Annotated in this window: 31 protein-coding genes and 1 pseudogene; 13 read left to right on the top strand and 19 right to left on the bottom strand. The window is 45.7% G+C overall.

The window, feature by feature from the left end:
* The 8 genes and pseudogenes from AC5JL3_RS19530 to AC5JL3_RS19565 all read left to right on the top strand — a co-directional run.
* The coding region (locus AC5JL3_RS19530; protein WP_496076050.1) for a WD40 repeat domain-containing protein at positions 1-775 on the top strand (775 nt) is incomplete at its 5' end.
* A gap of 118 nt (positions 776-893) precedes the next feature.
* Positions 894-1676 carry a ParA family protein gene (locus AC5JL3_RS19535; protein ID WP_496076051.1) on the top strand — a complete coding sequence of 261 codons (783 nt, stop codon included), beginning with the start codon at positions 894-896 and terminating at the stop codon, positions 1674-1676.
* A complete protein-coding gene (locus AC5JL3_RS19540; protein ID WP_496076052.1) occupies positions 1645-2022 on the top strand; it encodes a hypothetical protein in 378 nt (125 codons plus the stop codon). The genes AC5JL3_RS19535 and AC5JL3_RS19540 overlap by 32 nt, the downstream gene beginning before the upstream one ends.
* Positions 2023-2203: 181 nt before the next feature.
* Positions 2204-2770: a tyrosine-type recombinase/integrase gene (locus tag AC5JL3_RS19545; RefSeq protein ID WP_496076053.1), complete on the top strand. Its 567-nt coding sequence runs from the start codon at positions 2204-2206 to the stop codon at positions 2768-2770.
* 378 nt (positions 2771-3148) lie between these two features.
* A pseudogene (locus AC5JL3_RS19550) lies at positions 3149-3307 on the top strand (TerD family protein); the annotation flags it as partial.
* Positions 3308-3385: 78 nt separating this feature from the next.
* Positions 3386-3988: a TerD family protein gene (locus tag AC5JL3_RS19555; RefSeq protein ID WP_496076054.1), complete on the top strand. Its 603-nt coding sequence runs from the start codon at positions 3386-3388 to the stop codon at positions 3986-3988.
* A gap of 97 nt (positions 3989-4085) precedes the next feature.
* A complete protein-coding gene (locus AC5JL3_RS19560) occupies positions 4086-4658 on the top strand; it encodes a TerD family protein (RefSeq protein ID WP_496076055.1) in 573 nt (190 codons plus the stop codon).
* A gap of 130 nt (positions 4659-4788) precedes the next feature.
* Complete coding sequence (locus AC5JL3_RS19565; RefSeq protein ID WP_496076056.1) at positions 4789-6159, top strand: VWA domain-containing protein; 1371 nt, start codon at positions 4789-4791, stop codon at positions 6157-6159.
* A gap of 479 nt (positions 6160-6638) precedes the next feature.
* Here the strand turns inward: AC5JL3_RS19565 and AC5JL3_RS19570 are convergent, their stop codons facing one another.
* From AC5JL3_RS19570 to AC5JL3_RS19605, 8 genes are read right to left on the bottom strand one after another with little or no spacing between them, the layout of a single operon-like run.
* Positions 6639-8063, bottom strand: coding sequence for a deoxyguanosinetriphosphate triphosphohydrolase (locus AC5JL3_RS19570; RefSeq protein WP_496076057.1), 1425 nt, complete (start codon positions 8061-8063; stop codon positions 6639-6641).
* A 35-nt stretch (positions 8064-8098) separates the two neighbouring features.
* Positions 8099-8650: an AAA family ATPase gene (locus AC5JL3_RS19575; RefSeq protein WP_496076058.1), complete on the bottom strand. Its 552-nt coding sequence runs from the start codon at positions 8648-8650 to the stop codon at positions 8099-8101.
* Entirely contained in the window at positions 8647-9165 is a 519-nt protein-coding gene (locus tag AC5JL3_RS19580; RefSeq protein WP_496076059.1) for an ASCH domain-containing protein, read from the bottom strand. Before AC5JL3_RS19580 ends, AC5JL3_RS19575 begins: the two co-directional genes overlap by 4 nt.
* Entirely contained in the window at positions 9152-10453 is a 1302-nt protein-coding gene (locus AC5JL3_RS19585) for a hypothetical protein (RefSeq protein ID WP_496076060.1), read from the bottom strand. The genes AC5JL3_RS19580 and AC5JL3_RS19585 overlap by 14 nt, the downstream gene beginning before the upstream one ends.
* Before the next feature lie 2 nt (positions 10454-10455).
* Entirely contained in the window at positions 10456-11463 is a 1008-nt protein-coding gene (locus tag AC5JL3_RS19590; RefSeq protein ID WP_496076061.1) for a hypothetical protein, read from the bottom strand.
* A 20-nt stretch (positions 11464-11483) separates the two neighbouring features.
* Positions 11484-12131, bottom strand: a complete 648-nt coding sequence (locus tag AC5JL3_RS19595; protein ID WP_496076062.1) for a DUF4186 family protein — start codon at positions 12129-12131, stop codon at positions 11484-11486.
* Positions 12132-12170: 39 nt separating this feature from the next.
* A complete protein-coding gene (locus AC5JL3_RS19600; RefSeq protein ID WP_496076063.1) occupies positions 12171-13637 on the bottom strand; it encodes a helix-turn-helix domain-containing protein in 1467 nt (488 codons plus the stop codon).
* A complete protein-coding gene (locus AC5JL3_RS19605; RefSeq protein ID WP_496076064.1) occupies positions 13634-14074 on the bottom strand; it encodes a DUF6932 family protein in 441 nt (146 codons plus the stop codon). The genes AC5JL3_RS19600 and AC5JL3_RS19605 overlap by 4 nt, the downstream gene beginning before the upstream one ends.
* 732 nt (positions 14075-14806) lie before the next feature.
* Here AC5JL3_RS19605 and AC5JL3_RS19610 point away from each other — a divergent pair.
* Positions 14807-15202, top strand: coding sequence for a hypothetical protein (locus AC5JL3_RS19610; protein WP_496076065.1), 396 nt, complete (start codon positions 14807-14809; stop codon positions 15200-15202).
* A gap of 75 nt (positions 15203-15277) precedes the next feature.
* On the opposite strand, the gene AC5JL3_RS19615 is transcribed toward AC5JL3_RS19610, so the two are convergent.
* A complete protein-coding gene (locus AC5JL3_RS19615; RefSeq protein WP_496076066.1) occupies positions 15278-15808 on the bottom strand; it encodes a hypothetical protein in 531 nt (176 codons plus the stop codon).
* A gap of 67 nt (positions 15809-15875) precedes the next feature.
* Here AC5JL3_RS19615 and AC5JL3_RS19620 point away from each other — a divergent pair, with 67 nt between their 5' ends.
* Positions 15876-16241 carry a hypothetical protein gene (locus tag AC5JL3_RS19620; RefSeq protein ID WP_496076067.1) on the top strand — a complete coding sequence of 122 codons (366 nt, stop codon included), beginning with the start codon at positions 15876-15878 and terminating at the stop codon, positions 16239-16241.
* Between the two features lie 206 nt (positions 16242-16447).
* Here AC5JL3_RS19620 and AC5JL3_RS19625 read toward each other — a convergent pair whose 3' ends face one another.
* The 10 genes from AC5JL3_RS19625 to AC5JL3_RS19670 form a co-directional block, all read right to left on the bottom strand.
* The gene (locus AC5JL3_RS19625) at positions 16448-17473 is read right to left on the bottom strand and encodes a hypothetical protein (RefSeq protein WP_496076068.1); all 1026 of its coding nucleotides are present in this window, start codon (positions 17471-17473) and stop codon (positions 16448-16450) included.
* Positions 17474-17487: 14 nt separating this feature from the next.
* Positions 17488-18255: a hypothetical protein gene (locus AC5JL3_RS19630; protein ID WP_496076069.1), complete on the bottom strand. Its 768-nt coding sequence runs from the start codon at positions 18253-18255 to the stop codon at positions 17488-17490.
* Positions 18256-18321: 66 nt separating this feature from the next.
* Entirely contained in the window at positions 18322-19128 is an 807-nt protein-coding gene (locus AC5JL3_RS19635) for a hypothetical protein (protein ID WP_496076070.1), read from the bottom strand.
* Between the two features lie 5 nt (positions 19129-19133).
* A complete protein-coding gene (locus tag AC5JL3_RS19640; protein ID WP_496076071.1) occupies positions 19134-19607 on the bottom strand; it encodes a hypothetical protein in 474 nt (157 codons plus the stop codon).
* Entirely contained in the window at positions 19604-19807 is a 204-nt protein-coding gene (locus tag AC5JL3_RS19645) for a hypothetical protein (protein WP_496076072.1), read from the bottom strand. Before AC5JL3_RS19645 ends, AC5JL3_RS19640 begins: the two co-directional genes overlap by 4 nt.
* Complete coding sequence (locus AC5JL3_RS19650; RefSeq protein ID WP_496076073.1) at positions 19804-20061, bottom strand: hypothetical protein; 258 nt, start codon at positions 20059-20061, stop codon at positions 19804-19806. Before AC5JL3_RS19650 ends, AC5JL3_RS19645 begins: the two co-directional genes overlap by 4 nt.
* A gap of 2 nt (positions 20062-20063) precedes the next feature.
* Complete coding sequence (locus AC5JL3_RS19655; protein ID WP_496076074.1) at positions 20064-20366, bottom strand: hypothetical protein; 303 nt, start codon at positions 20364-20366, stop codon at positions 20064-20066.
* A 22-nt stretch (positions 20367-20388) separates the two neighbouring features.
* Positions 20389-20661 carry a hypothetical protein gene (locus AC5JL3_RS19660; protein WP_496076075.1) on the bottom strand — a complete coding sequence of 91 codons (273 nt, stop codon included), beginning with the start codon at positions 20659-20661 and terminating at the stop codon, positions 20389-20391.
* Positions 20662-20670: 9 nt separating this feature from the next.
* Positions 20671-20952, bottom strand: coding sequence for a hypothetical protein (locus AC5JL3_RS19665; RefSeq protein ID WP_496076076.1), 282 nt, complete (start codon positions 20950-20952; stop codon positions 20671-20673).
* Entirely contained in the window at positions 20945-21997 is a 1053-nt protein-coding gene (locus tag AC5JL3_RS19670; RefSeq protein ID WP_496076077.1) for a ParM/StbA family protein, read from the bottom strand. Before AC5JL3_RS19670 ends, AC5JL3_RS19665 begins: the two co-directional genes overlap by 8 nt.
* 237 nt (positions 21998-22234) lie before the next feature.
* On the opposite strand from AC5JL3_RS19670, the gene AC5JL3_RS19675 reads away from it, so the two are divergent.
* The 3 genes from AC5JL3_RS19675 to AC5JL3_RS19685 all read left to right on the top strand — a co-directional run bounded on the left by AC5JL3_RS19675 (position 22235) and on the right by AC5JL3_RS19685 (position 23960).
* On the top strand, positions 22235-22456 hold the full coding sequence (locus AC5JL3_RS19675) for a ribbon-helix-helix domain-containing protein (RefSeq protein ID WP_496076078.1): 222 nt from the start codon (positions 22235-22237) through the stop codon (positions 22454-22456).
* On the top strand, positions 22453-22629 hold the full coding sequence (locus tag AC5JL3_RS19680) for a hypothetical protein (RefSeq protein ID WP_496076079.1): 177 nt from the start codon (positions 22453-22455) through the stop codon (positions 22627-22629). The genes AC5JL3_RS19675 and AC5JL3_RS19680 overlap by 4 nt, the downstream gene beginning before the upstream one ends.
* A gap of 347 nt (positions 22630-22976) precedes the next feature.
* Positions 22977-23960 carry an ArsR/SmtB family transcription factor gene (locus AC5JL3_RS19685; RefSeq protein ID WP_496076080.1) on the top strand — a complete coding sequence of 328 codons (984 nt, stop codon included), beginning with the start codon at positions 22977-22979 and terminating at the stop codon, positions 23958-23960.
* The last annotated feature ends 113 nt before the right edge of the window (positions 23961-24073 follow it).

The raw sequence follows: 24073 nt of genomic DNA on the forward strand, positions 1-24073 counted from the left end.
GGTGCGCTTGTGGGACAGGCAAGGCAACCCGATTGGTCAACCCTTACTCGGTCATGAGAGCGCTGTCTGGAGTGTCAGGTTTAGCCCGAATGATCTAACGATTGCCAGTACTTCAGTTGACGGCACGGTGCGCGTGTGGGACAGGCAAGGCAACCCGATTGGTCAACCCTTCAAACGTCATCAGAGCCGTGTCAGCCGTGTCAATAGTGTCAGTGTTAGCCCGGATGGTCAAACGATTGCCAGTGCTTCAGTTGACGGCACGGTGCGCTTGTGGGACAGGCAAGGCAACCCGATTGGTCAACCCTTACTCGGTCATCAGAGCCGTGTCAATAGTGTCAGTTTTAGCCCAGATGGTCAAACGATTGCCAGTGCTTCAGTTGACCGCACGGTGCGCTTGTGGGACAGGCAAGGCAACCCGATTGGTCAACCCTTACTCGGTCATGAGAGCGCTGTCTGGAGTGTCAGTTTTAGCCCAGATGGTCAAACGATTGCCAGTGCTTCAGATGACCGCACGGTGCGCTTGTGGGACAGGCAAGGCAACCAGTTAGCGATCTTCCGAGGTCATGAGAGCGCTGTCTGGAGTGTCAGTTTTAGCCCGGATGGTCAAACGATTGCCAGTGGTTCAGTTGACGGCACGGTGCGCTTGTGGCGGATGGAAAATTTAGAGCAACTGCTGGCACGAGGTTGCAATTGGCTGCGGGATTATCTGACGACTAACCCCGATGTGAAGGAGAGCGATAAGCTTCTGTGTGAGGGGATTAACACTCAACAGTAAAAAGTAAAAAGGAGAGGCTTGAACTAGCATTGCGTTGTTGGTTGCCTTAGAGGATGATATTGCTGACTTTATGGCTTGTTGACAAGTTAACCAGTCAGCTTGCTGACACCAAAAATCTATGATTATAGCACTGGCAAATCAAAAGGGGGGAGTAGCCAAGACCACGTCTACCATCTGCCTGGGTGGGTTATTGGTCGAGAGCCGTTCCTGCCTAGTCATCGACCTAGACCCCCAAGCCAATCTCACCATTGGACTAGGTGTGGAAGTCCAAGAGAGTCAGTTAACCACCTATGACGTGATTACCGAGCAAGCGGAGGTTCTGGAGGCAGTTATCCCCACCCAATCTGGACTCAGCTTACTCCCGGCTGACATAACTCTTGCCAAAGGGGAAACTGAGCTTCTAGCAAAGGTGGGCAACTTTCTTATCCTCAAGGAACGACTAGAGCCAGCTCTCGCTCAGTTTCAACACATTCTGATTGACTGCCCACCCAGCTTGGGACTGCTGACAATCAACGCTTTATCGGCAGCCGATGCCGTTTTAATTCCAGTGCAGTGCCAGTTTTTTGCCCTCAAAGGACTCGCCTCCCTGCTGGAGACAATCCAGAGTATCCAGCGACGGCTCAATCCGAGTTTGAGGATTCTGGGGGTTCTGCCGACGATGGCAGAGATGAACACCATCATGACTCAGGATGTCTTAGCCTCCTTGCAAAAACGATTTAAGGATATCCCAGTCTTTGACCCTGTGCCTAAGTCAGTCAAGTTTGCTGAGTCCAATCTGGCAGGGGAACCCATCCACCACTATGCGTCGGAGCAAAGATTGGTGACTCCCTATAAAGCGATCGCAAAATTAATAATAGGAGAACAAGGACGTGGCAAAAAGACGCGCTCGGCTAAACGATGAGAATGACCCCTTGTCTTCTACCGATAAAGTCTTAGCAGGGTTTGAGCAGTTGAGCCAGCCAGCCAGTCAACCCGATTACAAGCCAACAAGTCAACAAGCTGGCAAGTCATTAAGCCAACAAGCTGACAAGTCAAGAATCCGCAAGGCAACATTTCAGCTAAGTGAAGCCGTGTTGCAGCAGTTAGACAAGTTTCACTTGCAGCTACAGCTAGAACTGGGTAAGAGCAGCACTCCTTATAAAGAGGTGATTGTAGAAGAGGCGATCGCTCAGTTCCTGGAGCAAGCTGGCTCTAACCGAGATGAGTTACTAAAAGCATTGCGGTCAAGGCAGGAGCGGCGGCAATAACAGATTAGATAAACAAAATTTATACTAATAACGAGAGAATAAGGGTTTGAGGTATTTCAGAAAGTTCAGCAATTGATAAGTTCTAGTTAAGCCGAGCTGTCTGAGGGAAAGAGGCAACGAGTTGTCAAGGTTACAGGGGTTTACACCGGAATACTTTTATTTGTCGGTGTAAGGTTAAGTTATGAAAATAGACCGTCATGACCAAGCCAAAATCTTAGCACCCGATGAGATAAAAAGTTTGTTTGAGTCGGGTTTAAAGACAGCACGCGATCGCGCTTTGTTCGGGGTGTGTCTCTACACGGGTGCTCGCATTGCTGAAGCTTGCTCTCTGCACACTAAAGATGTCTATTCGATAGATGGCAGCATCAGACCCCGTGTCACAATCCGTCGAGGCAACACTAAAGGAAAAAGCTCGACTCGTTCGATTCCGGTGGGAGGTGAGTTGAGAGTGCTATTAGAAAATTACTCCTCACAGAAGGTTTACCTGTTCCCAGGTCGTCATGGTCGAGGGCACATTCACCCGGATTCAGCGGATAAGATTCTACGGGCGGCGTTTCTGGAACTGCGTATCGAAGGCGCCAGCACTCACAGCTTTCGCCGCACCTGTCTGACTCAGATGCACAAGCGGGGTGTGCCGTTGAAGGTAATTCAGAAAATCTCAGGGCACAAAACCTTGTCGGCTTTGCAAAAGTACCTGGAGGTGCTGGATGAGGATTTGGATGAGGCGATCGCTACTTTGGTTTTTTGAGGTGCTAATCCCCTTTTTGAGATAAGTGGCTGCGGTGCGGTACAACTTTATACCTGCATAGCTGCTTTTAGGTGTAAAGCAAGGGGTGCTGTCAAAACGGCAAAGTAGCTGAAACCTAGGATTCTTCCTGAGCAGGGTACAAGCCTCTTGAAGAAGAAGGTAAGTAGATGCACCCTGATGACAAAAGCTTCGCCTCACAGCGAGGCTTTTTATTTTTCAGCGTCTTTTAAACCAGCGAAACATAGGAAAACGTTTTCGGTAATTTTACGGATGCAGGGAACTTTGAGGCAGTCTACCTTGTAGGGTGTACTCCTGATTAACTAGCAGAAGACTGAATAATGGCAGTTTCACTGGCAAAAGGACAAAACTGTTCATGAGGCACAACAACGTAATCCGAATTTTGGTCAAGTACAAAATGCCTTGTGTGTCCTGAATGCCCAGACAAAACAGGAAACTGTCCGCTATACTCTTGTGGAAGACTACCTCCTAGAGACAGCACTGATTATGGCTGAACTTTACCGTAAAGACGGGGAGTAGTGTCTTAATACAGTGGGAGCAGGTTATTAGGGCTGCCGACAAGCACTACTTGAGCGCTACAGCTAAGAGGCAAAATATATGGGAATTAACCTACAAAAAGGACAGCGCATCTCGCTTGCTAAAGAGGCACCTGGTCTTACAAAGCTCATGTGTGGACTGGGTTGGGATGTATCAAAACGAGCAGGCGGTGGTGTTTTTGGCGCTTTCAGCAATACTAAAGACTGCGACCTAGATGCGTCAGTTATTTGCTTGAATAGCAATGACAAATGGACTAACCAAGCCAACGTAGTTTATTTCGGTAATCTAAGCCACCCATCAGGAGCAATTACCCACTTGGGTGATAATCTCACTGGTGCAGGAGATGGAGATGACGAGCAGATCCTTATTGATTTGTCTCGGATACCACCGGATATTACGAAACTGGTCTTTACGGTTAACATTTACGAGTCTATCTCTCGTAAACAAGACTTTGGACAGGTTAAAAATGCCTTTGTGCGCTTAGTCAATACGTCTAATCATCAAGAACTTGCTCGGTATAACCTATCGGGAGCTGAATACACAGGTATGACGGGAATGATTATGGCTGAAATCTACAAGCATAATGATGAGTGGAAAATGGGAGCCGTTGGCAACGGCATTAGCGTGAATGGTTTAGGAGAACTTTTGAAATCCTATACTTAACTACTCTCTGAGTACCTGGATGAACCCTACAAGCTTGGGTAAATCAACTGAATGTTAACTCCGAATAGAAGTCATTTTGTAGAAAGAGGTAGAAAATATGTCTATTAACCTAAGCAAGGGCGAGCGGATTAATCTCTCCAAAGAAGCACCCGGTTTGAAAAATGCTGGAATTGGTTTGGGTTGGGATATTAATCAGACAGATACAGGTTCAGGCTTTGACTTGGATGCTTCGATATTTATGCTGGGAGCCAATGGAAAAATTCCTACCGAAAAATATTTAGTATTCTACAATAATTCAACATCACCGGATGGTTCTGTTAAACACAAGGGAGATAGCAGAACTGGAGAGGGTTCTGGGGATGATGAGACAATTGAAATTGATTTGAGCAAAGTAGATGCTTCTGTTCAAGAAATCATTTTTGTTGTAACCATTCATGAAGCAGAGCAAAGAAAGCAAAACTTTGGTCAAGTCAGAAACTCGTTCATCAGAATTTATGACAATGCTACAGAAAAACAAGTTGCAAAGTATGAGTTAGATGAGGATTTCTCGCGAGAAACTGCCATTGAATTCGGTAAACTTTACAAAAAAGATGGTGAGTGGAGATTTCAGGCAGTTGGAGCGGGCTATAATGCAGGGCTTCAGACTTTTGTAGACAAGTATGCCTCTTAGGGGCTATTTAACGAAGCCTAAGAAATAGAAGCTTGAATCAATAGAAAGGGGGGGACAACGATAAATACCCCCCTTTTTTATTAGATGCTTAACTAATTAGTGATTCTTATACCTAAAGGATATATCCAAGATGGGAATTCAATTAATCAAAGGCGATCGGTTTAATCTTTCTAAAGAAGCTCCCGATTTAAAGAAGGTTAGCATTGGCTTGGGTTGGGAGATGAGTAATACAGGACGAAGTTATGATATTGATGCCTCTGTGTTCATGTTAAATAAAGATGGCAGAGTTCCTGATGAAAAGTACTTTGTATTCTACAATAATCTAAAATCACTGGATGGTTCTTTGACACACTCAGGAGATAACAAAACGGGTCAAGGCGAAGGAGATGATGAGACGATTCATATAGAATTGACCCAGGTAAATTCTGCAATTCAGGAAATAGTTTTTGTTGTCACCATCCACGAAGGACAGGAAAAAAATCAGAATTTCAGCCAAATAAAAAATGCCTTTATCAAACTTTCTAATCAGGAAACGGGAAGCGAGTTGGCTCGGTACGATTTAAAAGAGGCTTTTTCTCAAGAGACGGCTTTAGAGTTTGGTCGGTTGTATAAAAAGGACGGAGGCTGGAGGTTTCAGGCGGTCGGACAAGGTTATAATGCTGGATTACAAACTTTTGTAGATAAGTATAATGTTGAGACGAAAGAGGAAGAAGAGAAACAAAAACCTAAAGTAGAGAGTCCGTTAATAACTCACGATCAAAATCCAAAACCGCAGCCTATTGATATAACAAAAAGAGCAGACATTAATCTTCTAAAAACAAAAGTAGATATTGTTCTTAAAAAGAAAGATATTGATAATGTTGTAGCAAGAGTCGCTTTGGTTTTAGATATTTCTGGTTCTATGATGCGTCAATATGGTTCTGGTGCAGTACAAGCGTTTCTTGAAAGAATAGTTCCAGTGGCTAGTAGACTAGATGATGATGGCACATTAGATGTTTGGTTTTTCGGCTCAAAATTCAAAAGAACAGAATCTGTAAGAGAAGCAAATGTCGATGGATACATCCAAAAAGAATGCGGGGGAATGAAGAAGGCTTTATTGCTTTTTAAAATGCCCTCTCTCATGCTGGAATTAGGTGGCGGAAACAATGAACCTCCTGTCATACGAGATGTAATAAAAAAATACACTCAGGAAAAGCCTAGTAAGCTGCCTACATTTGTTGTATTTCTTAGCGATGGAGGTGTTATTGATGAGCAAGGAATAAAAAAAGCTATGGTTGATGCAGCCAAATATCCTATATTTTGGCAATTTGTTGGATTGGCTGGTTCTAGCTATGGAATTCTGGAAAGACTAGATACAATGAGTGGTCGGTCTGTTGATAACGCTGACTTTTTTCATGTAGATGATCTAGGAAAAATCACTGACGAACAACTATATGAAAGACTTCTAAATGAATTTCCCAGTTGGCTTAAGGCGGCAAAAATGAAGCGCATATTAAACTAGGGCTTAATTTTTTATTATATAGAATCGCTTTAAACTCTACGCACTACAACTAATTGTGGAGGTTTTCAACCTTAGCGTAAGTTTTTGCACGATTGCTACTCAAACCTCTAAATCGTCCTGAACTTTATGGGTGCTGATGAGCGTCGCGACTTTGGTGTTTTGAGGCGCTAATACCTATTTCAGAGAAGTGGCTGCTGTGCGGTACAACTTTGTACCTACTCCGCTACTTTAAGGGATTGGCTGATATACGTGTATGCAAAATGTAAAATAGCCCGATTGAGCCAACAGATGTCGGGAAGTGGCGGGATGACGACACGCCTTTTTTGGATGGAATCTTACTGGGCATGGGATTTAGCTATTGCATGGCATTTGGTTGCACCAATGCTACTTTTACGCCTGATAGCAAGGATGTTCGTACTGCCAAAACTTGGAGCAAAATTACGCTCATGCTCAGGGAGGAGCAATTACCCTTTGCATCTTTATCTGCGAGGTAAGGAAATACCTTTAATTTGCCTAAATAATGTTACAGCATAAGAATCCGTCATTCCGGCGATATAATCAATAACCTTCAAAGCGTTCAAATATCTCTTATTACCAAGCTGTTCTTCAAAGAATTTGTCAGGCAATAATTTATTAACTTTTTCACCTTTCTTATTTCTTGTATCTCTTGAACTAATATCATCATTAATTGCTGTCATGAATTCATCTAACAAAGCAGAAATGACATCATATCCTGCTATTTCTATTGAGAGAACTTCCTGACAGTTATAAACTTTTGCTTTTATTTCTTTTTTGATTTCATTAATTTTATTCTCAACGAGGTGTAATAAAGGCTTGTCAAATTCACCCGTCAATAACCCTTCTTCATTTTCAATAAACGTGTTTGCAGTTACATCTATCAGTTTATTAATAGCTTTTCCACGTAGAAATCTTATATCTTCTCGCCTTTCAGATTGGCTATTTCCACTTTTTAAATCTTTTTCGTATTTGCTCCCGGCAATATTAAGCAGCAGTTCTTTTGTCATTTGATAATCTATATGGCCCATATTAAAGCCATCCTCAAGATCCATAATTCGATAACAGATATCGTCAGCTGCTTCTACCAGGAAAGCTAGTGGATGTCTACACCACCAAGCTGAATCATTATTTCCAAGTGGAATAAGCCCTGTCTTTTCTGCAACTTCTTTAAAAATCTTTTTCTCAGATTGGAAAAATCCATACTTGTTCACTCTAGATTCGTCATATTTAACACTTTCTCTTTTTTGCTGTTTTAAGAAATTTTTATCTTTGATTAGCGATTCTCTAGGATATTTAGTAAAAGTGGCAAGAGTAGCAAAAGTTAACTGTAAACTTTTTCGTCCAGTTTGTCGCTCGGATGTTGTAAGAATTCTAAATCCTTGAGCATTCCCTTCAAACCATTCTAAATCCTCTTTTTCTCCATCACTCATTGTCTCCAAATGCTGTTTTCCTGTTTCTGAATAGAACCATGATTGTATAGCATTTTCACCCGAGTGACCAAAAGGGGGATTACCTATATCATGAGCAAGGCAGGCTGCTTGAACAAGTGCGCCAAAGCTTGCTTCATTTAGCCCATTGTCAATTAATTCTTTCAAATATCCATCTTTATGTTTATTAATAATTTCGACTCCCACAAGTCGCCCCAAGGATCTACCTATGCAAGAAACCTCTAAACTATGTGTCAAGCGATTATGAACGTGATCGTTATCTGTAACTGGAAAAACTTGCGTTTTATCTTTGAGCCTTCTCAAAGATTCTGAAAAAATAATTCTGTCAAAATCGCGCTCAAATTGATTACGATTTCGTTGCGTTTCACCAGGATGTTGCTCATGTCCTTGACGCTCATCACAGAGTAATTGATCCCATCGCATCTTCTGGTGACCCATAATTAATCTCTGCTTCCAGTGGAAAACATGGTTTCTTAGTTTTTAGCACATTGTGATTGAAGGCAGCTAGTAACTTCCTTCATCACCTCTTCGATTGAGTAAGTGCTATCAACAACCAGGTCAGCCAGATCTTTTAAGTAACCTTTCACCTGGTATTCCGTAGAGTTCAGTTCTAGAAGCTGATAACTCGTAGGATTGCTCTTTCCTCTCTCAAGTAGCCGAACTGCTCGTACAGATTCATCAACCACTATGAAAATGAGATACAGTTCCATCGGGGCAACCAGTTGACGTAATGCCGTGAGAACTTCTACATGACGGATGCCATCGATTATCAGTGGTTGTCCCGGTTGCCAATTGACTTGAGCCAATACGGCACAGCAAAATTGCTCTACATCATCTTCTACCAGTTCGGCACCAACTTCCTGTAAGACTTCCCGCAACTCTGGGAATCCTCTAAGCCGAGCGACAGACCTAACATAATCTCCAAAACTGACACGCGGCCAGTGCAGAGCTTCAGCAACTTTACTGGAAAGTGTTGATTTGCCACTGGCAATACTGCCAGCAAAGCCGAGAACAATTGGTTTCATAAATTCCCAAGATCAAGTTGTAGTTGACCAGAACTTTCGTGCAGAACTACCCAACCTCGGCGATCGCGTTTAGCAAATTTGATGGGTTCTATAGACTTTACGTGTCGGATTCGCATTAGGGTAGCAAACAATGCCGCCTCACGCTCCTTCCAAAAATTAGGATCTTGTGCACATAGAGCTGCCGCAAACTCTTCCCTAATAGTTCGCCACGTTTCAGGGTCTAACTGATAAAACCAAGCATAAGCAACCTGACATATCCCAACAATGGGACCACTAGATTGTTTCAACAACACAATGTCACCTTTATCTACACGGTTGTAGGGAGCAAAACGACGTGTGGAAAACCTTGACTCTACTGTTTTCTTCCCATCTAAAATAAATTGGAGATATGGCTCTACCAAGATGGCTAAGTGAAGCGTGAAGGAAGCTGATGCAGGTGATGTCAACTGCTTCAGATAATTTTCCCAGAAAGGATCGCCCTGCACAGCTGACTGTAGTTCATCAACCAGCGGCAAGAGAGAGGTTTGTATTGTTCCGCTGTTCCCCAAAGACTAAATTCTCCTTTTGCTCTGTACTAACAAGGTTTATGATCTGATTTGTTGCGTGGGAAACCAGTTCGGTTTCTTTAGTACTTAATGGGCGCTTCAGAGCTAAAGCTACTGCTTCGTAAGGTAATCGTCCCATTGCCACAGCCCGCAGTATGAGTTGAAGCACACCCCGCCCCTGACAAGCAAAGATGCGGTTCCCAGAAGTCCAAACATCAGCCAACCTACGGCGCGAATCTCTCCGGCTCACTGATTGAAGCACATCTCCGGGTACAACGGCTATCAGAGAGGGATCTACAAAGCCTGATAGATTTGGCTGCCGGATACGCAACCTCACACCAAGCAGCACTTCCTCAATCCATTCGTCTTCTTGTGGTAGGGCGGCTGGGCGTGGGACTTCAGTCTGATGGCTACGCGAGAACACTGCTAGATTGCCACGTCGCCATTCTCTAGGAACTGTGTGAAGTCCTTCTGCCTTGAGTACGTTGAGTTCAAATAAAGGTGTGACATAAGGCAGAGCCATCTTATCCAACCGGATCAGGGTAAGACCGATTTTCTGCGCCCAGTCCAGCGTATTCATCCATTCCCGCTCAATACCAGGTCTGGTACCAAAGGGAGGCATACTGATTAAGACATATCCACCGATTTTACAGAGTTGGCAAGCTGTCCAGAGAAAGGATTGAATATGCTCTGGATACCACGGTGGATCGAGGACAACAACCTCTGCCAGAAGTTTCGGTAGTGGCTCCTTGATTACGTCGCACCGCACTACCTGCGCTTTGGGTACGGCTTGAGTGAGACTCGCTGTTATCGTCGAGCTGGCTTCAAGCAATACTAGCTGGCGTGGGTAAGACTGTTCAATGCCCATCCGAAGTAAGCTAGGGGTACCAATTAGTGCAATTGTACTATTACAACGAGTCAGTTCCTTGCACTCATTCAACAAAGTTTCAATCGCTGCATCACTAAACCGCCAATCGTAATCAAGAGGATGGGGAACAGGCAAGGAAATCTGATGATATAAACGAGTTGGAGACTCAGATTGACTCTTCGCTGGTTTGACCAGTTCTTCCATGACTTCTGTGGGAATTCTCTGTACAGATGCAAGCCGTCGGAGAGAGCTAAGAGCAATAGATGGATACACACCAGGCAGCGAGGTCACTAATTGCTCAAATGTAGTGACACCATAGGCGATCGCATCAAGCACCCAGCCGTCAACAGAATCTTCAAACATCTGTGCTTCAGTTTGAGTTATTTTCATAGTTATCTGCTTCCACAAAGAGCTATATCGGCAATGTTGCAGGCTCGTTCTTCACTGGAATATCGGTGCTCTAGCTCTTGAAGCCAAGCTTCAATTGCAATCTGTTGATTCTGCAATGCTTCAGAAGTGGCATGGTTCAGACGTTCCTTGACTGGCGTGAATTCCTGAATCTGGAGCGGAACTGTCCGCAGTGGCAAGTTTTCATCAAGCATTTGGAGACGGTCAACGAAGCGACGCATATCGTCTGCTATTCCAATTCGCGATGGTGCTGTAAACGTGGCGTAGGCATACAAGTCGATGCCTAACGTCAAAAGCTTTCTCATCAGCTCAAATTGCTGGTCAAACAGAGCTGGCTCCGCACGAGTGTTAAACGCAAACGACTCGGCGTTAAAACCCTTGAAGCAGCAAACGCGACCGTAGTTGGCATATGTAGCTACAAGTTCAATGTCCGTGTCAGAAAGAAATCGCCAGAAGTAGTCGTTACTGAGATTATCGTCTGACCAAAGATAGGCTTGGTGTTCAAGTCCACGGTTTCTGAGTTCAGCCATCATCCAAGGTACCCATTCGGGAACAAGATCTGGCTGACCACCTGTTAGATCGATTATGGGTGGCGGGTCAGGCTGGTCGAGATAACGATCAATAAGAGTGACAGGACTTAACCAGTCTGAGTAATCAGGGTTGGCGTTGAGCAACTCAAAGGGAACATAACAATACCAACAACGCCAGTTGCAAGCAGCATTTTGGAAAATCTGCGCCCGAATCATATCTATTGATGGCAGACCAAGCACCTTGCAAGCTGGGTCGATAGGTAAAGGGTTTGGTGGCCAACCAGACCCGCCGAAATTGCGTCGGAAGTGTCGGATACGCCCGATGCCACCACAGTTAGGAGGTTCACTCAAATCCTTCTCCTGCTCAGTGTTCCGAAAGTTTGTGATTAAGAGACGCTTGCTACTTAGATCAACTGATGCTGAGCGATAACGAGTTGATAAGGCTTCTGTGTTGATTGCCATTGAAACTATTACCTCCCCTACTACTCAGTAGACGAATTTTCTGGGGGTTGACGCCGTATCCGTGAGACCTTCTGTGCTTGGTCTGTCAATTGCGGTAGCTTCTCTTCTATGTACAACATGACCAAGTCAGCTAGGTACGCAATTTCGTCCTCTGTTAAATCTCTGTCTTGAGGAATGTTATGCCAGTACTCAATGCAGTTACGGCAGCACGAGGCTGTAGCGTGCTGAGCATAGTAGATACTGTTACCGGAATATGGAGTTTGCTGACCATCTCCATATCGAGGCTTTTTGCCATCTAGCATTTTAGGCACTTTGCCAACGTACTTTCTCAGTCTATGAATTGCAGCTTTATGCAGGTCGATCCTACCCTTCTTAAGAGCATGATTGACAGCATACTGGTCGATCTCTTTGTGCCAAAAATCGTGCCGAATCTTTTCATACTTGAGAGACTCGAAAGTATGCTTGACATCATTGAAGTCACGTTTGTGAACTCGCTCCCAATCAACCAGTTCTGCTCCACACTCCCGGCATTTGCCAAATGGATGAGCCGCTTTGATTTTGCGAGTTTTCTTTTGCCAAAAACAATGTAAGTTGTTACTGCAATCTGTACTCTTACAAGAGAGCCTTAAAGGTTTCAGTTCTTCTTCTGCATTCCAATCCGTTGACATGATTTTTAAATTTAAGAACTCATCACACTTTGTTAGTGTTCAATCTTCAGACAGAGCTTGCAACAAAAGATTTCGATCAACTTCATTAAGTTGTCCGAAGTGCGCTCGTTCTAGGAGATAGTCCCGTGCAGTCTGCCAAGGATCTGTATAGTCTGTATCCTCTGCTTGCAAGTTGGATGCCGCTCCCCACCAGTTCTCGCCCTGCAATGACAGACGAAACGCCATGTAGTTTGCAAGTGAAGCAACTGATACATTTTCTCTAGCTGCGACTAGGGGAACAACTCTTTTCAACCGCTCGATACTTCCTCCAGCCTCCTCCTCACATAACTTGACTAACTCCTCAGCACGACCAGCGAGTACGATATGTCCCGAAAATCGAGTTGCTGTTCTCTCTTCTTGGGACTCCCGTCGCTCCTGCGCTGTCTCGCTATCTTCAATTACAGTGCGTTCATTCAGTTCTGGCTCTTGAGCTGCGTGCCAAAGTTCGTGGAGAAGATCAGAAAGCCAACGTGCTACCGACTTTGTCTGCTGCTTGAGAACTATGACGTTACGACCTTCCACACGCCAGAAAGCACCATGAAATGCACCCGAATCATTCAGGGGTAGGACTGGCACTCCTAAACTCCATACGTAGTGCAGCGCGTGTTTAAAGGTTAGAGAGCCGTAAGTGGACAGAATCGCTTCTCGAACTTCATTGGGATTAGTAGGAATTGGCTTCTTTGGCAGGTTTGATGTGGCATCAAGTATGAGAAGTGCTAAGAAGTGCGCGTAAAGAGTGTAGACGCTTAAGCGAGTCTCATCAGCTCGTTTGGTTACTTTGAAGCGAGCCATTCCTACTGCTGCTGTATTTAGCTGTAGTGGGCTGGAGCTAAAAATGGCAGTGGATGTTAAGCCGAATACTCGGTTCAAAAGTGCTGCTGTTCGCAGAGCTAGGCTACCTGCTTGCTCTTCAGATACATCATCTATTTGTAGATTCTCCCCAGCAGATTGAGGAAGAAATCTTTTGATAATAAAATCGCGCTCAATCCCAATTTGTCTTAACCGACTAAACAAAGTGTTCAGTGAAACTTTAGAACTAGGCAAGAACACATCTTCTCGTACATTAATACCAAGCGCCTGAATTATCTCTAGTATTCTTGCGAAGCCTACAGACCCATAGTCTGTAGCTTCATAACGCTGTATCTGCTGCTCTTTGAGTCCAAGTCGCTCAGCCAGTTCCTTCTGACTTAACCCAGAAGCAATGCGTCCCTTAATCAAAGCAGATGGAAGTTCCTCCAATGAATTAAGTTCAAGTACTTCACGCTGACCAGACTTGAGGGCTTCATACTCCTCAAGCTCCTCATGAAGCTCACTAAGCTGACTCTGTAAGCCATCTTGCTGAGCTTTCCATAGGAGTGGATGCACTTCCTCACTCTTACCTGAATTTTCTACCAACTGTGCCAATGCTTGCTCAATTTTTTTTGCCTGAGCTTGCGTTACACGGTACTGCCGCTCGTTTTTAATCATGGCTGCGACCCTCCCAAATCTATAGCAACAATGCCTTTCGGGTTCCCATTCCTATCAATCTGAAAAAAATCAAGATATGTTTTTCCAACACCATCTGCTGTCCAAGATGCCGGAAAGAGTTCTCCTTTGTACTTAGCCTTTTGGGCTACACGTTTGTCGTTTAACAAAAGGAGAATGGGGTCGAGAAGGGATGGGTCAACGCCCGTTAATTCCCAGCAGCCATCAAAGTCATTAGGGTTCTCCTTTTTCGTGACGAAGCTGCCATCTATGTAAACCGTCCGGCAACCTGCCTTTGACAGTGAATCTAGGGCGGACTTCAATCCCTTGAGAAGTTGCTGTCGGTGTGGTGTTGTTCCAAATCGAGCCGCAAACTCTTGCCAGGTAGCCCAATGCACTCCTGGAGGCAAGTTTCCGTCAGAGTTAAATGCTGGTATCATGACACAACTTCTGTGTTGTGTTAACCAACATAACACAATTTCTTTGTTGTGTTGATTGGGAGTGTGTCATTAGCGTGGGAAAAGCTACAGCGTTGACGACGATTTACTGCAAAAACTTCCCTTTTTGCCAAAACACTACACGTCTACTGGGTTGCTGGGAGAGAGGCGGTAGCAGCGTCATAAAACTCATCAAGTAAATACAACCTGTCAAAAAGGGTTAGTGGTGTCCAAAAAAACGACCCTTTTTTTGGACGGTCTCTACCTGGCTCCTAACTAGCCCTTTCGGGCTGAAAATCTGTACCAACAACTCGTCACTTAATCTGTGTCACTAAAACCCCGACTTCCTATCTTTTTGGGACGTTGTACACATGAGACCCTATGCCTTGGTTGTAGTAACAAAATTGTTACTACAGTTTGGCAAACGTTATCTGACGACCTAGGTTGCACTTAAGGCAGGCGCTTGCCTCTTTCCTATTCCTCACTTTTTAGAGCTGGTTACACTAAACCTAATGCAATTGGATGTAGAGAATGAAAGAACAGTTAGCCACAGTGCACTGGAAACGAGTGAGTCTCAAGATTGTCTTGAGAGTAGTGCTGATGTTGGCAGCAACTACATCATTTAATGCTTGGAGAAGGCGTAAGAGTTGATGTGTATCGTGCGCTCACCTCAAGCCTGGGATTGAGCAAAAACCCTGTAATGAATATTGTTAAGAGAAATCCCGCCTCTCATCCATGCCCAGCAAAACCTTCGTCGTCAGAGCGCACGCCAGAACGGTTCACACTAAGCCTCTCACTTTTACCTGTGCAAAATGCAACCAGGTGACCACCCGTGATGTCTATCCCGGAAACCCACCGAAGTATTGCCTCAAGTGCAGCCCTCGCAAAAAACGTCTTGATGGCGACACCCGACCACCAGAACGCGGCGACTTTGAACCAACACACAATTTGGTTGATTCTGCTGGCAAAGTAACGCCCGTTGCCCTAGAGCCAACACCAGAAAAAGGCTGGTTCTTTGTCAGGACTGCTCTGGATTGGTTCGCCGGAGAAAGCATCATCAAGTACCACCGAAAAAAGGGACTCACCAACCGGGGAGAACCGATGTCAGGATTTGTCTTGGAGAGCCTTTGACACAAGTGCGATAACAAAAAACCCCGCTGTGGATAAGCAGGGTAGGGAACACAGTAGTCGTGATGAGTGATGCGGCTAGCTAGCCTGCTTCTGGTCAACCCGTCGTGGGGCTGACAACAGTTCAGGTAACCGTTTACAGATTACTTCAATCACATGCTCCGGGTTTGTCTTGAATTCACGCCGAATGCTGGCAACCATCAACTCAGTTGTTAGTTCCACACCATTGCACTTCTGTTGAATTCCTAGAGGCGAACAAAGCCGTCGCGCTTCTCGTTTACCAAGCTTGTCGATTACATCCAACGCTCTTGCACTTATGTCCGGTTGTGGCTCTTGTACCTGTGTCTCCGGCGTAGAGATTTCCCACTCTGGCTCTGGATCAAACTTACTACTCAAGGCTTCAGCCATTGTACTCGGCAGCTCACTTGACCAAGCATCACCTAGAGAGGCTTGTCTCACCAACATTTCTGAAGTTGGAGAAGCCATCGCTTTTTCTGGCAGGATAGAAGCCATTTGCTCTGCCTGTTGAGGCTTACCGGGACTGAAAAAATAGCAGGCAAAAACGAAATAGCAGACAAACAAAAGTGCAGCGAACAGAAAGTCTTGCATTGTTTTAAATTCTCAAAAATCTGTGGCGGTCGCGAGAGGCGGTTTATGTAGCGAATCAATCACCTCTATGGCTAGACTATACACGGTATACCGTGAGAAAGCAATGGCTAATCCCAAAAACTTGACCCCTTTCCCCTCAGTGACTAAGCAGCCACTTGCCAAAAAGCCTTTGTGCGTAAAAGTTGAAGTGGACATTGATGAATTCGTGCGCTCACTTCCTAATCCATCAGGATGGCTTCGAGACGTTATTACCAAAGCTGTGTCAGGAAAGGATAGCGTTCCTTACTGTGAAGAATGCGCTCATCTTAAACAGATTCTTCTAGGGCGAGATGCCAACTTTCAGGAGTGCTGGAATCAGAAGGTGAAAGCAGAGCGGAAACTAGAGAAAGCTCAGAAACGCATTGAGGAACTAGAACAAAAATTAGCTAAATAGATTGAGTCTGTGGAACGAGTAACAAAAGCAAAAACTTTTAAACTTGCTATCTATCTAGACTAAGAATCCCCCTTATTGTGATAACAGACAAGTGTAGATGAAAGTATAGATGAACGAGGACAAGACAATAGATGGGGTAGAGATGACCAGGTGTAGATGGCTCTAGATGACGTATCTACGTGCATCTACACCTATAGATGTCTCCTCTAGTAGGCACGGAAGCCAAGTCGGTCGCCCTCTCCCTCAAGCTCTCCATAACCTAAATCAAAAAGTAGTCCAAAGTACTGGCGTATCTTCTTAGTCGGAACCGATTTAAGCGTACTATTATCCCGTTGAACCTCAGAGGCTTTAATCACTTCCCCTTTCTTCTTGGCATAGAGCCAGATGGTTTTTAATGGCTCTCCTAAATCATCCGAGACTTTTAAATCATTAACCGTTTCGTCTACGACTTGTTCACTCTCTCCTGAAGATTGAACAAGCTCAATAGTTAGAGTTGAGGATTGAGTTTGAGTTTGAGGTGGCAATGCTAGTTCGTAATTAGGAACAGGATGCCAGGAGTTTGAGCGAGAATAATAAAACACTCTTCCCGTTACCGATAGCATCTCAATGATTTCTTTTTCCGGTTGATTAGGAATGAATCCAGCAGACAAGGCGATCGCATACAGTTGGATGGATGCCGTGTTCAGCAGGAAGACTCGCTGAAAGGTGGAAATCGCTGCCCTCGTCTTGAAGCCTAAGTCTTTGGTGAATGGCGACTGAGTAATCACCCAGACAAAGCGCCCCAGTGCTTGGTCAGGCGATAGCTCCCCCGATGAGCAAATACCAACGAGAAAGTCCTTCAGACGAGTCATGAAGGAGCTATCGCACTTCTGGTTGAGCATCACAAACTCATCGATAATCAGAAGCTTACGAGAGGAAGCTGAACCGTTGAAGCGGATTAAGAAGGCTTCAAACGTCTGCGTGGCTTTCTCGATGTCTGCGTCATAAGGTCGTAAATCAAAATGGCAACGCTTATCTGGGTCGATGGCTAGCCAGTAATGCAGTTCCGATGGTTCATCCTTGGGGTCAATCAACCAGATTTCCAGGTCAGGGTAGAGTTGTTGAAGAAAAGCGATCGCTTTTGAGACGACGACTCCTTTGCCAACTCTGGGGCAAGCGGCAATGATAGTTGATTTGAGGACTTTCGCCATTTCTGAAGCGATATCGACGGGAGTTGGTGGTAACTGGGGCATTGCCACCTGAGGGCTTAGTTCTGTTGGTGTTTTCCCAGGCGATTCTCACCCTCCATATTTTGTGCTGTCACCTCAACGGCACCTAGGCGCGTGTTCTGCCCCACTGGAGACTGAGATAAATTCCCAAACATGTACCCGTAAGCTGCCTCTAGATGAGTGCTACGTTGCGCTTCCGCCTGCTCCAAATGGCAGAATGCCTCCATCACCCAACTCGGTAGCTGATTGGTACTTTGCCGTAGTTTGACGACAAATAGAGCCAAGATTGGGTCAGAGGCGTTATTCTCTAGATGTTCGCCTTGCGCCACAGAAAATACAGTATGTTCATAGGCGCTAAGGATGTTTGCTGTAGTAATCGCATCAGCCTGAAACGTGGTTGGCGCATCTATGCCGTGTCCTCTACGTTTTTTGATTTCCTCGGCTAACCACTTGATGAATTGCTCAAGTAAAACTGAGTTTTTTAGGCAGAGATATTCCGGTTTCAGGCGATCGCGCATTGTTCCGAGTTCTTGCCAGCTTACTGCCGAGGCACCGATTGCTCCAGCGACTAAGAGAGATGGCACACCGAAGGGAAAGAATACGGGCAGTCCGAGAATCCCGGTGACTACTATCCCTGTAATGAGCTTGTTTTGGTCGGAACGATACTCAGCCGCATACTTACCCACTGCCTTGTAGACTCGCTCAATCGCGACTTCTAAGGGCATTTGCTTGGCTTCGACTAAATATCTCAATACGGTGTGTCCGTCTGGATTCCCTGGCTCTAGGTTGCTTGTTAGTTCCTGCATGATTCTCTCCTACACTTAGGGGTGCCTCTTGACACCCCTCTCGAATTGGTGATTAGTGGTTAGTCGTTAGTAGAGTCTGTCCTTGTCTGCCTTCTCGGCATTTGAGAGCGTGACTGCCTTGTAACCTCGGTGCAAAATCATTGCTAATTCAACCCCAGCAACTGCTAGCCCGTTCCAAATGATGTTTATCCACAGCGGATTACTGAGATGGTCTAACCAGGGGCGAGATAGGTGCATCGCGTAAGCGTCAACCACGTAGGCGACATATCCGGCTAGGGCTAACCAACGCAGAATTGAGAGTGTTTCACTCGTCGCTAGTTTGTAAGCCTTTTTGGCAGCGGGGTGGTTACCAGGCGCTTCATAGTGCTTGCGATTCTGCTTGTAGAGCAGGTTCTCGGCTGAATCGGGGAAATACAGGTGGAAGCGTCCGGCTATTTCTAAGCCCTGAATCATGAAGCAAAATGCGATCGCTCCGAACAAGGCAACCAGTCCGCCTGTGAGTTTGTCCAGCCAGACAATCGCTGTCCCCAAAAACGGTAGGCGAACAATTGAATTCATGATGCGGTCGCCGATGGGGGCTTCTACGGGTAGGGTTCTGCCCAGTTCATCTAGGCGTGTGGTGAAAACCTGGTTCACGAGGTCGTAGTAACCTGCGAGGTTGATGGCAATGCAGAATCCGGCAAACAGAAGAATACCGAATTTGATCGTGTTTGGGTTAAAGATGAACCCGAAGGTTTTATCGCTGAAGTCTCCCAGGCGTTGAGAGACGGGTACTTTCTCTTCGTCGAAGTCTACGTCCCGGCGTGCGCTTGGGGGAATAATCAGTTGGGGTTGTTGAGTTGGCTGGGTGTTGTTGGTCGCAAATTTTGACATCTTGATTACTTGGGAGACTTAGGGGAATTGGGTATGTTGGCAAAGGGGTGTATGGCTTGAGTCGGCATGACACCACGAGAAGTGAGAATCTGCTGCATCTGCTCTGGTGGCATCCGACGCAGGTTGGTGACAAACGGGGTGCCTTCCGCATCTAGAGTGACAACTCCGGTAATTCCAAAGGCATCGCAGACTGTTGTGCCACTGGGCATGGGACGGTTCTTGTGAATCACGATTCGTCCTCCTTCGACTGAGGAGAAATAAGCCGCCGTGCCATCGGTAATTGGCATTTCACTCATCAAGGGGATGCAGGTTTGCGCCCTAGAGAGGGCTTCTTGATGCTCGAAGGCTGATTCAGTAAGCTCGTTACGGATAGTCGTCTGCCGCTCGGCTGTGGCTTGTAACTCAGGCGCTCGTAGGACATAACCCAATCCCAAGGCGGCGAACTGAGCGGCGATTAAGTAGGTGGCTGAGATTTTCATTTCTCATCCCCCCGCTTCTTGGCGTTTATCCAATGCCAAGCACTGGTGACAGCGGCTTGTTCTGCACTATCTGGGGGTAGAGGCACGGGAAGTTCACCTGCACTTTGACGGGCTAGGGCTTCTGCCGCTGCTGTGGCTTGATTAACGGGTACGCCTGCGGCTATCAGTTGAGATTGGAAGGCTTGCTTGAGGTCGCTCATACCAGCCACTCCTCTAAAGCCCAATCGCTCCAATCTATTTCTTGAGTGTTGCTTACACTAATGTTTCCTCCGGCTTGGAGAAACTGGGCTTCCAGTTGATTCCAGGTTGCCGATTCTCGGCATTGAGTCAATAGCGTATCTGGCATTTCCAGTGTCTCGCCGTTGTCAATGAAGCTGAAAGTTGCTTCGGTGTTGTCGTTTTCCAGAAACTGGCAGATCTGGGAGAGTAATAAGTAATACTGCGAACGTTCCATGATTAGTACCCTCCACATACCAGTTGGTTGATTAGGGCAACGCACAGATTCAGCTTGGAGCTAGGGGTTAGGTGTTGTGTTAGCTGCCACAGCCCCCAGCCGTTACCCTCTTCATCGAAAGAATCTTGGACAATTGCTTGAGGGGTTTGGGTGGCTGATTCGATGAGCATAATTAGACACGCGGCTCGGTCATCATGTGTCAGGGCTTGCAGTTGAGCGCCGTAGCGATCTTCTATTTCAGCCAGAATCTGAGCGTCTTGAGTGCCGGGAAGTCCCCCGACGTAGTAGCCAATGGGTTTTACCATTAGTGTTATCCTGACGATTCGTTTAGTTGGTCGTTTTGGAAGAGCCAGCACCTGGACGGGTCAAATCTTTGGTGCTGGCATCAAACTCTTTGTGGTCATCTTGTTTGAAGTCGTTGACAAATTGGTCAAACTCGCTCCAATCGCCACTTATCAATGCGCCCAGGAATTCCGATTCGAGGAGTGTGAGAACAGTTTCGTAGTGCTGTTTCAACTCCTCTGTCCGTTCGTCCATTGGTTCTGGACTAAGACGAATATCAGCCAAGGCGCGTTCTAGTTGCATCAGGTTTGGGTTCACGCGATACTCCTAAAAACTCATTGACCTGAACTGTTGCACCTGTACAGGTGCAACAGAGGGTTTAATGGTGGGTAACTGCTTTGGCGCTTGTGTCTGCGCCTGAGGTGGTATAGTCACTGGCGGTGGCACAGGGCTGGGGGTGCCTTTGAGTGCACTCACCAGATGGTCGCCGTAGTTGATTAAAAAGATGCTGAACAACTGGCTAAAGGTTTTGATTCCTGTCGCTTCTAGGATTTGCTCTGCTTTGGGTCTATCGTCTTGATCGAGTACAATCCGCGTTTGATTAGCCATTAGTCCCCCCGGCTAAATGCGCCATGGCAACAATGTTGAACAGTTGGGGTTCGGGTGCAATCTTGAATCGGTCGCCTGATGCTTCACAAATTGGCGCGGCAAGGTTGGCACTACCACCAACGACAAGAACTTCTCCCAGTTGTGGCAAGTGATTAACCCATTTGGAGCGGATTTCAGCTCTCGCTGATTCAACCCACTTGTCACAAGCATTTTGGTAGATGTCCAAGAAGTTAAGACGGTCAGTTCCATAAATGCAATCACCCTTTTGGATTGCGTCCATGATGTCTGCCAGATTCGGGCTAAAGTCGAGGTTGAACACCTCTTTCATCTCCACGGCTACTTGTTGGGCTAATGCCTTAGTTCCTGGCAAAATCACTTCAGCTTCGTGAATCAGGGTGCCGTTTGGAAGGTAGATTCGAGCAATGGAAGTCCCACCTCCGACATCCCATACGGCATTCTTATGTTCCGGAAAACTGAAGAAACCCTGAGACTTGGCGTAGTTGAACGCTGGTAAGGTTTCATCTATTGGCTCAACTTCTGCAACTGTGTAGCAGATGTGTTGACCATTGCGCTTGAATTCCTTGGTCAAGGGGTAATTCTCAAGCCGTTTAACAGCCGTCACGTCGTCATCATTGAGGCTATTTGGTAATGCGATCGCAAACTTCGCAATGTGGACGTTGCTGAAACCTTGATTAGGCTCGATTGCAACTAATGCCAGAATTTCTGCTAGTTCGCACTTGTCCTTCTGAAAGGTTGGTTCGCCTCCTAAGTCTTGAGCCAATTTCCCAACGGCATACCGCTTGCCATCGACTTCTAAAAGCACTGTTTCCGGGTCTGGGCGTAAGCGCTTCCACTGGTATTCCGACACCTCTTTGACGCACGAAGGGATGATTTTGACGTTGTTTTGCGGGTCAATCCACTTGATAAACCTGTTTCCACCATCAAAGACCACGCAGGGACGTATCGGGGAATTTTGAGGATACATATATCCGTAGTTCAGCGGATTCAAGTATCCGTTAAGCGTCTGCATCTGTTCGGTTTTCATGGTTCAAAATTTGGCTAGATGCCCTGTGGTTTCTGGACTTAAGGCGCTTGATTGAAGAGTTCGCAACCGTTTAATACTGGTATCCGCTTGTGTGCGTTTTACGCTTGCCTCTGTCCGTTTAGCGTCTATGCCTGTCATACTAACAGTAATGTAATGAAATGAACAGTACCTTACTTGATTTTTACTTGACTTAACGTACTGAAAGGATAATGAGGGGGAATAGTGGATGAAATATTGATGGCTAGAGACAAATCTCTGATTAGTGTGTATGTCCCTCAGGAGGTAAAGGAGAGGCTAGAAGAATGGGCAGGTGAGGAGGATAGATCTGTGAGCTATATCGTCGGACGGCTCATCACAGATGCTCTCGACATTAGAGAGCAGCAAAAACAACCCTCTACACCACAGCAAAAGCCCAGCAGCGGCGGAAAAGGCAGGGGAAAGAAAGAGGGTGAAGGATGAGTGAGACACCAAGCGTTTACAACGTAGGGAGCGCTCGTACTCCCGTCCCCAACTTCCCCAGCTTTGATACACAGCTCAAGGCTTTGCCGCCTACCGTAAGATCTGTTGCAGAGTCGCTGGCGCTGAGAGACATGGAAGGGGTAAGGCGGTATGTGGCGGTACATTTCAGCTAATCGGGGGATGAGGTCATGACTGAAACACCAAGGCAATACAACAAGGCTAACGGCACACCTTTTAATCAACCTGTATCAAGTGCTGAGTGGTTAACGCTCGACTTCGTTAGGGCTATCAACAGCTTCCATTAGGGGACTGATTACTTCAAATTCTGCGAAGTCTTAGGGTTTACCCTGACAGCTATGCAGAAGAAAAATACTCCCAGTTTCAAGAGTTGATCAGTAACCTAAATCAGTTTGACTTTGAAGAGATTTGATGTTGAGTTATTCATCTAAGTAGTTATCTGGAGGACAAAGCAGATAAGCGTTTTATCATGAATCCATAGATATTGCTCAACAATTTACTAATGTCATTGGAAACAGCTACAGGTTTTACGGTAAGCTTCACTGCTCTTTTAGAACGGTATGGAATTGCTCAATCTACCTTGAGTCATAGAATCAAGCAACTTAGGCTCAAGACAAAAAGAAGTGGGAGGAATGTCTATCTCTCTCTCCATCAACTGGCTCAACTGGATGACCTTCATCGATTTCTCCAAGAACATCCCAGAAACACAATTAGAGAGTTTCTTACACTTTCCGGTCGCTCATCCACAAAGATCGAGTCTATCGATAGAAACATTGAGTCTTCCGGTGAATCATTGACGAATCATAGCTACCAAGATGATTTATCGAAAGAGTCTAGAGGGGAATCTTCCCAGGAACAGCAGGTTCTCAATCAATATGCCCAACTAGCTGACGAACATCGACACATTATTAATGAGCAACGGTACATCATCAATGACCAGCTACGCTTACTCGATGAGCAAAAGCTTGAAATTGAAGAACTCAAGGCACAACTGGAACAAATGAAGCGACAGGTAGATTCTGCTGAGCGGGAAAAGCTAATGCTGAAACACAAGCTAGGGCGGTACAAGAGTGACGCAGATAAATATAGAGATGCTTGCTATAGATGGCAGGATTTTTGGGAAGATACTTTTCATTGTCCACTCCTTTCTGCCCAAATAGGCGGTGCATCAGAAGTAGTCCAGAAACATACTTTTCCTTATCCATCTCTTTCTACCCGACTAGGCGGTGCATCAGAAGTAGTCCAGGAAGATACTTTTTCTTGTTCATCTCTTCCTACCTGGCTAGGCGGTGCATCAGAAGTAGTCCAGAAACATACTTCTTCTTGTTCATCTCTTCCTACCTGGCTAGGCGGTGCATCAGAAGTAGTCCAGCCAGAGCAATCCTTCATTTGGGTGAAAACCAGACTGTATTGGAGAGGGAGCGAGTCCGATTTTTTGATGGCAGCTAACGATATCAATTCACGCTTACCGCAGTTTATCGATTAGTCGATGAAACACTGATATGATATTATTGTGAGACTTCTAGTCTTTGCTCACATTCTATTTGGAGTCTTTAGTGTCCAAAACGCTAACAAAGAATGAAAATCGCCTCCTATGTA

Source organism: Symplocastrum torsivum, assembly GCF_059505465.1.

Coding starts and splice junctions, on each gene's coding strand:
- AC5JL3_RS19665 (WP_496076076.1), bottom strand. CDS start 20,952: ATGGCTAATCAAACGCGGATTGTACTCGATCAAGACGATAGACCCAAA.
- AC5JL3_RS19585 (WP_496076060.1), bottom strand. CDS start 10,453: ATGAAAATAACTCAAACTGAAGCACAGATGTTTGAAGATTCTGTTGAC.
- AC5JL3_RS19535 (WP_496076051.1), top strand. CDS start 894: ATGATTATAGCACTGGCAAATCAAAAGGGGGGAGTAGCCAAGACCACG.
- AC5JL3_RS19635 (WP_496076070.1), bottom strand. CDS start 19,128: ATGTCAAAATTTGCGACCAACAACACCCAGCCAACTCAACAACCCCAA.
- AC5JL3_RS19640 (WP_496076071.1), bottom strand. CDS start 19,607: ATGAAAATCTCAGCCACCTACTTAATCGCCGCTCAGTTCGCCGCCTTG.
- AC5JL3_RS19565 (WP_496076056.1), top strand. CDS start 4,789: ATGGGAATTCAATTAATCAAAGGCGATCGGTTTAATCTTTCTAAAGAA.
- AC5JL3_RS19615 (WP_496076066.1), bottom strand. CDS start 15,808: ATGCAAGACTTTCTGTTCGCTGCACTTTTGTTTGTCTGCTATTTCGTT.
- AC5JL3_RS19575 (WP_496076058.1), bottom strand. CDS start 8,650: ATGAAACCAATTGTTCTCGGCTTTGCTGGCAGTATTGCCAGTGGCAAA.
- AC5JL3_RS19605 (WP_496076064.1), bottom strand. CDS start 14,074: ATGATACCAGCATTTAACTCTGACGGAAACTTGCCTCCAGGAGTGCAT.
- AC5JL3_RS19560 (WP_496076055.1), top strand. CDS start 4,086: ATGTCTATTAACCTAAGCAAGGGCGAGCGGATTAATCTCTCCAAAGAA.
- AC5JL3_RS19555 (WP_496076054.1), top strand. CDS start 3,386: ATGGGAATTAACCTACAAAAAGGACAGCGCATCTCGCTTGCTAAAGAG.
- AC5JL3_RS19680 (WP_496076079.1), top strand. CDS start 22,453: ATGAGTGAGACACCAAGCGTTTACAACGTAGGGAGCGCTCGTACTCCC.
- AC5JL3_RS19595 (WP_496076062.1), bottom strand. CDS start 12,131: ATGTCAACGGATTGGAATGCAGAAGAAGAACTGAAACCTTTAAGGCTC.
- AC5JL3_RS19645 (WP_496076072.1), bottom strand. CDS start 19,807: ATGAGCGACCTCAAGCAAGCCTTCCAATCTCAACTGATAGCCGCAGGC.
- AC5JL3_RS19590 (WP_496076061.1), bottom strand. CDS start 11,463: ATGGCAATCAACACAGAAGCCTTATCAACTCGTTATCGCTCAGCATCA.
- AC5JL3_RS19650 (WP_496076073.1), bottom strand. CDS start 20,061: ATGGAACGTTCGCAGTATTACTTATTACTCTCCCAGATCTGCCAGTTT.
- AC5JL3_RS19625 (WP_496076068.1), bottom strand. CDS start 17,473: ATGCCCCAGTTACCACCAACTCCCGTCGATATCGCTTCAGAAATGGCG.
- AC5JL3_RS19630 (WP_496076069.1), bottom strand. CDS start 18,255: ATGCAGGAACTAACAAGCAACCTAGAGCCAGGGAATCCAGACGGACAC.
- AC5JL3_RS19685 (WP_496076080.1), top strand. CDS start 22,977: ATGTCATTGGAAACAGCTACAGGTTTTACGGTAAGCTTCACTGCTCTT.
- AC5JL3_RS19620 (WP_496076067.1), top strand. CDS start 15,876: ATGGCTAGACTATACACGGTATACCGTGAGAAAGCAATGGCTAATCCC.
- AC5JL3_RS19675 (WP_496076078.1), top strand. CDS start 22,235: ATGGCTAGAGACAAATCTCTGATTAGTGTGTATGTCCCTCAGGAGGTA.
- AC5JL3_RS19570 (WP_496076057.1), bottom strand. CDS start 8,063: ATGGGTCACCAGAAGATGCGATGGGATCAATTACTCTGTGATGAGCGT.
- AC5JL3_RS19545 (WP_496076053.1), top strand. CDS start 2,204: ATGAAAATAGACCGTCATGACCAAGCCAAAATCTTAGCACCCGATGAG.
- AC5JL3_RS19600 (WP_496076063.1), bottom strand. CDS start 13,637: ATGATTAAAAACGAGCGGCAGTACCGTGTAACGCAAGCTCAGGCAAAA.
- AC5JL3_RS19670 (WP_496076077.1), bottom strand. CDS start 21,997: ATGAAAACCGAACAGATGCAGACGCTTAACGGATACTTGAATCCGCTG.
- AC5JL3_RS19655 (WP_496076074.1), bottom strand. CDS start 20,366: ATGGTAAAACCCATTGGCTACTACGTCGGGGGACTTCCCGGCACTCAA.
- AC5JL3_RS19610 (WP_496076065.1), top strand. CDS start 14,807: ATGCCCAGCAAAACCTTCGTCGTCAGAGCGCACGCCAGAACGGTTCAC.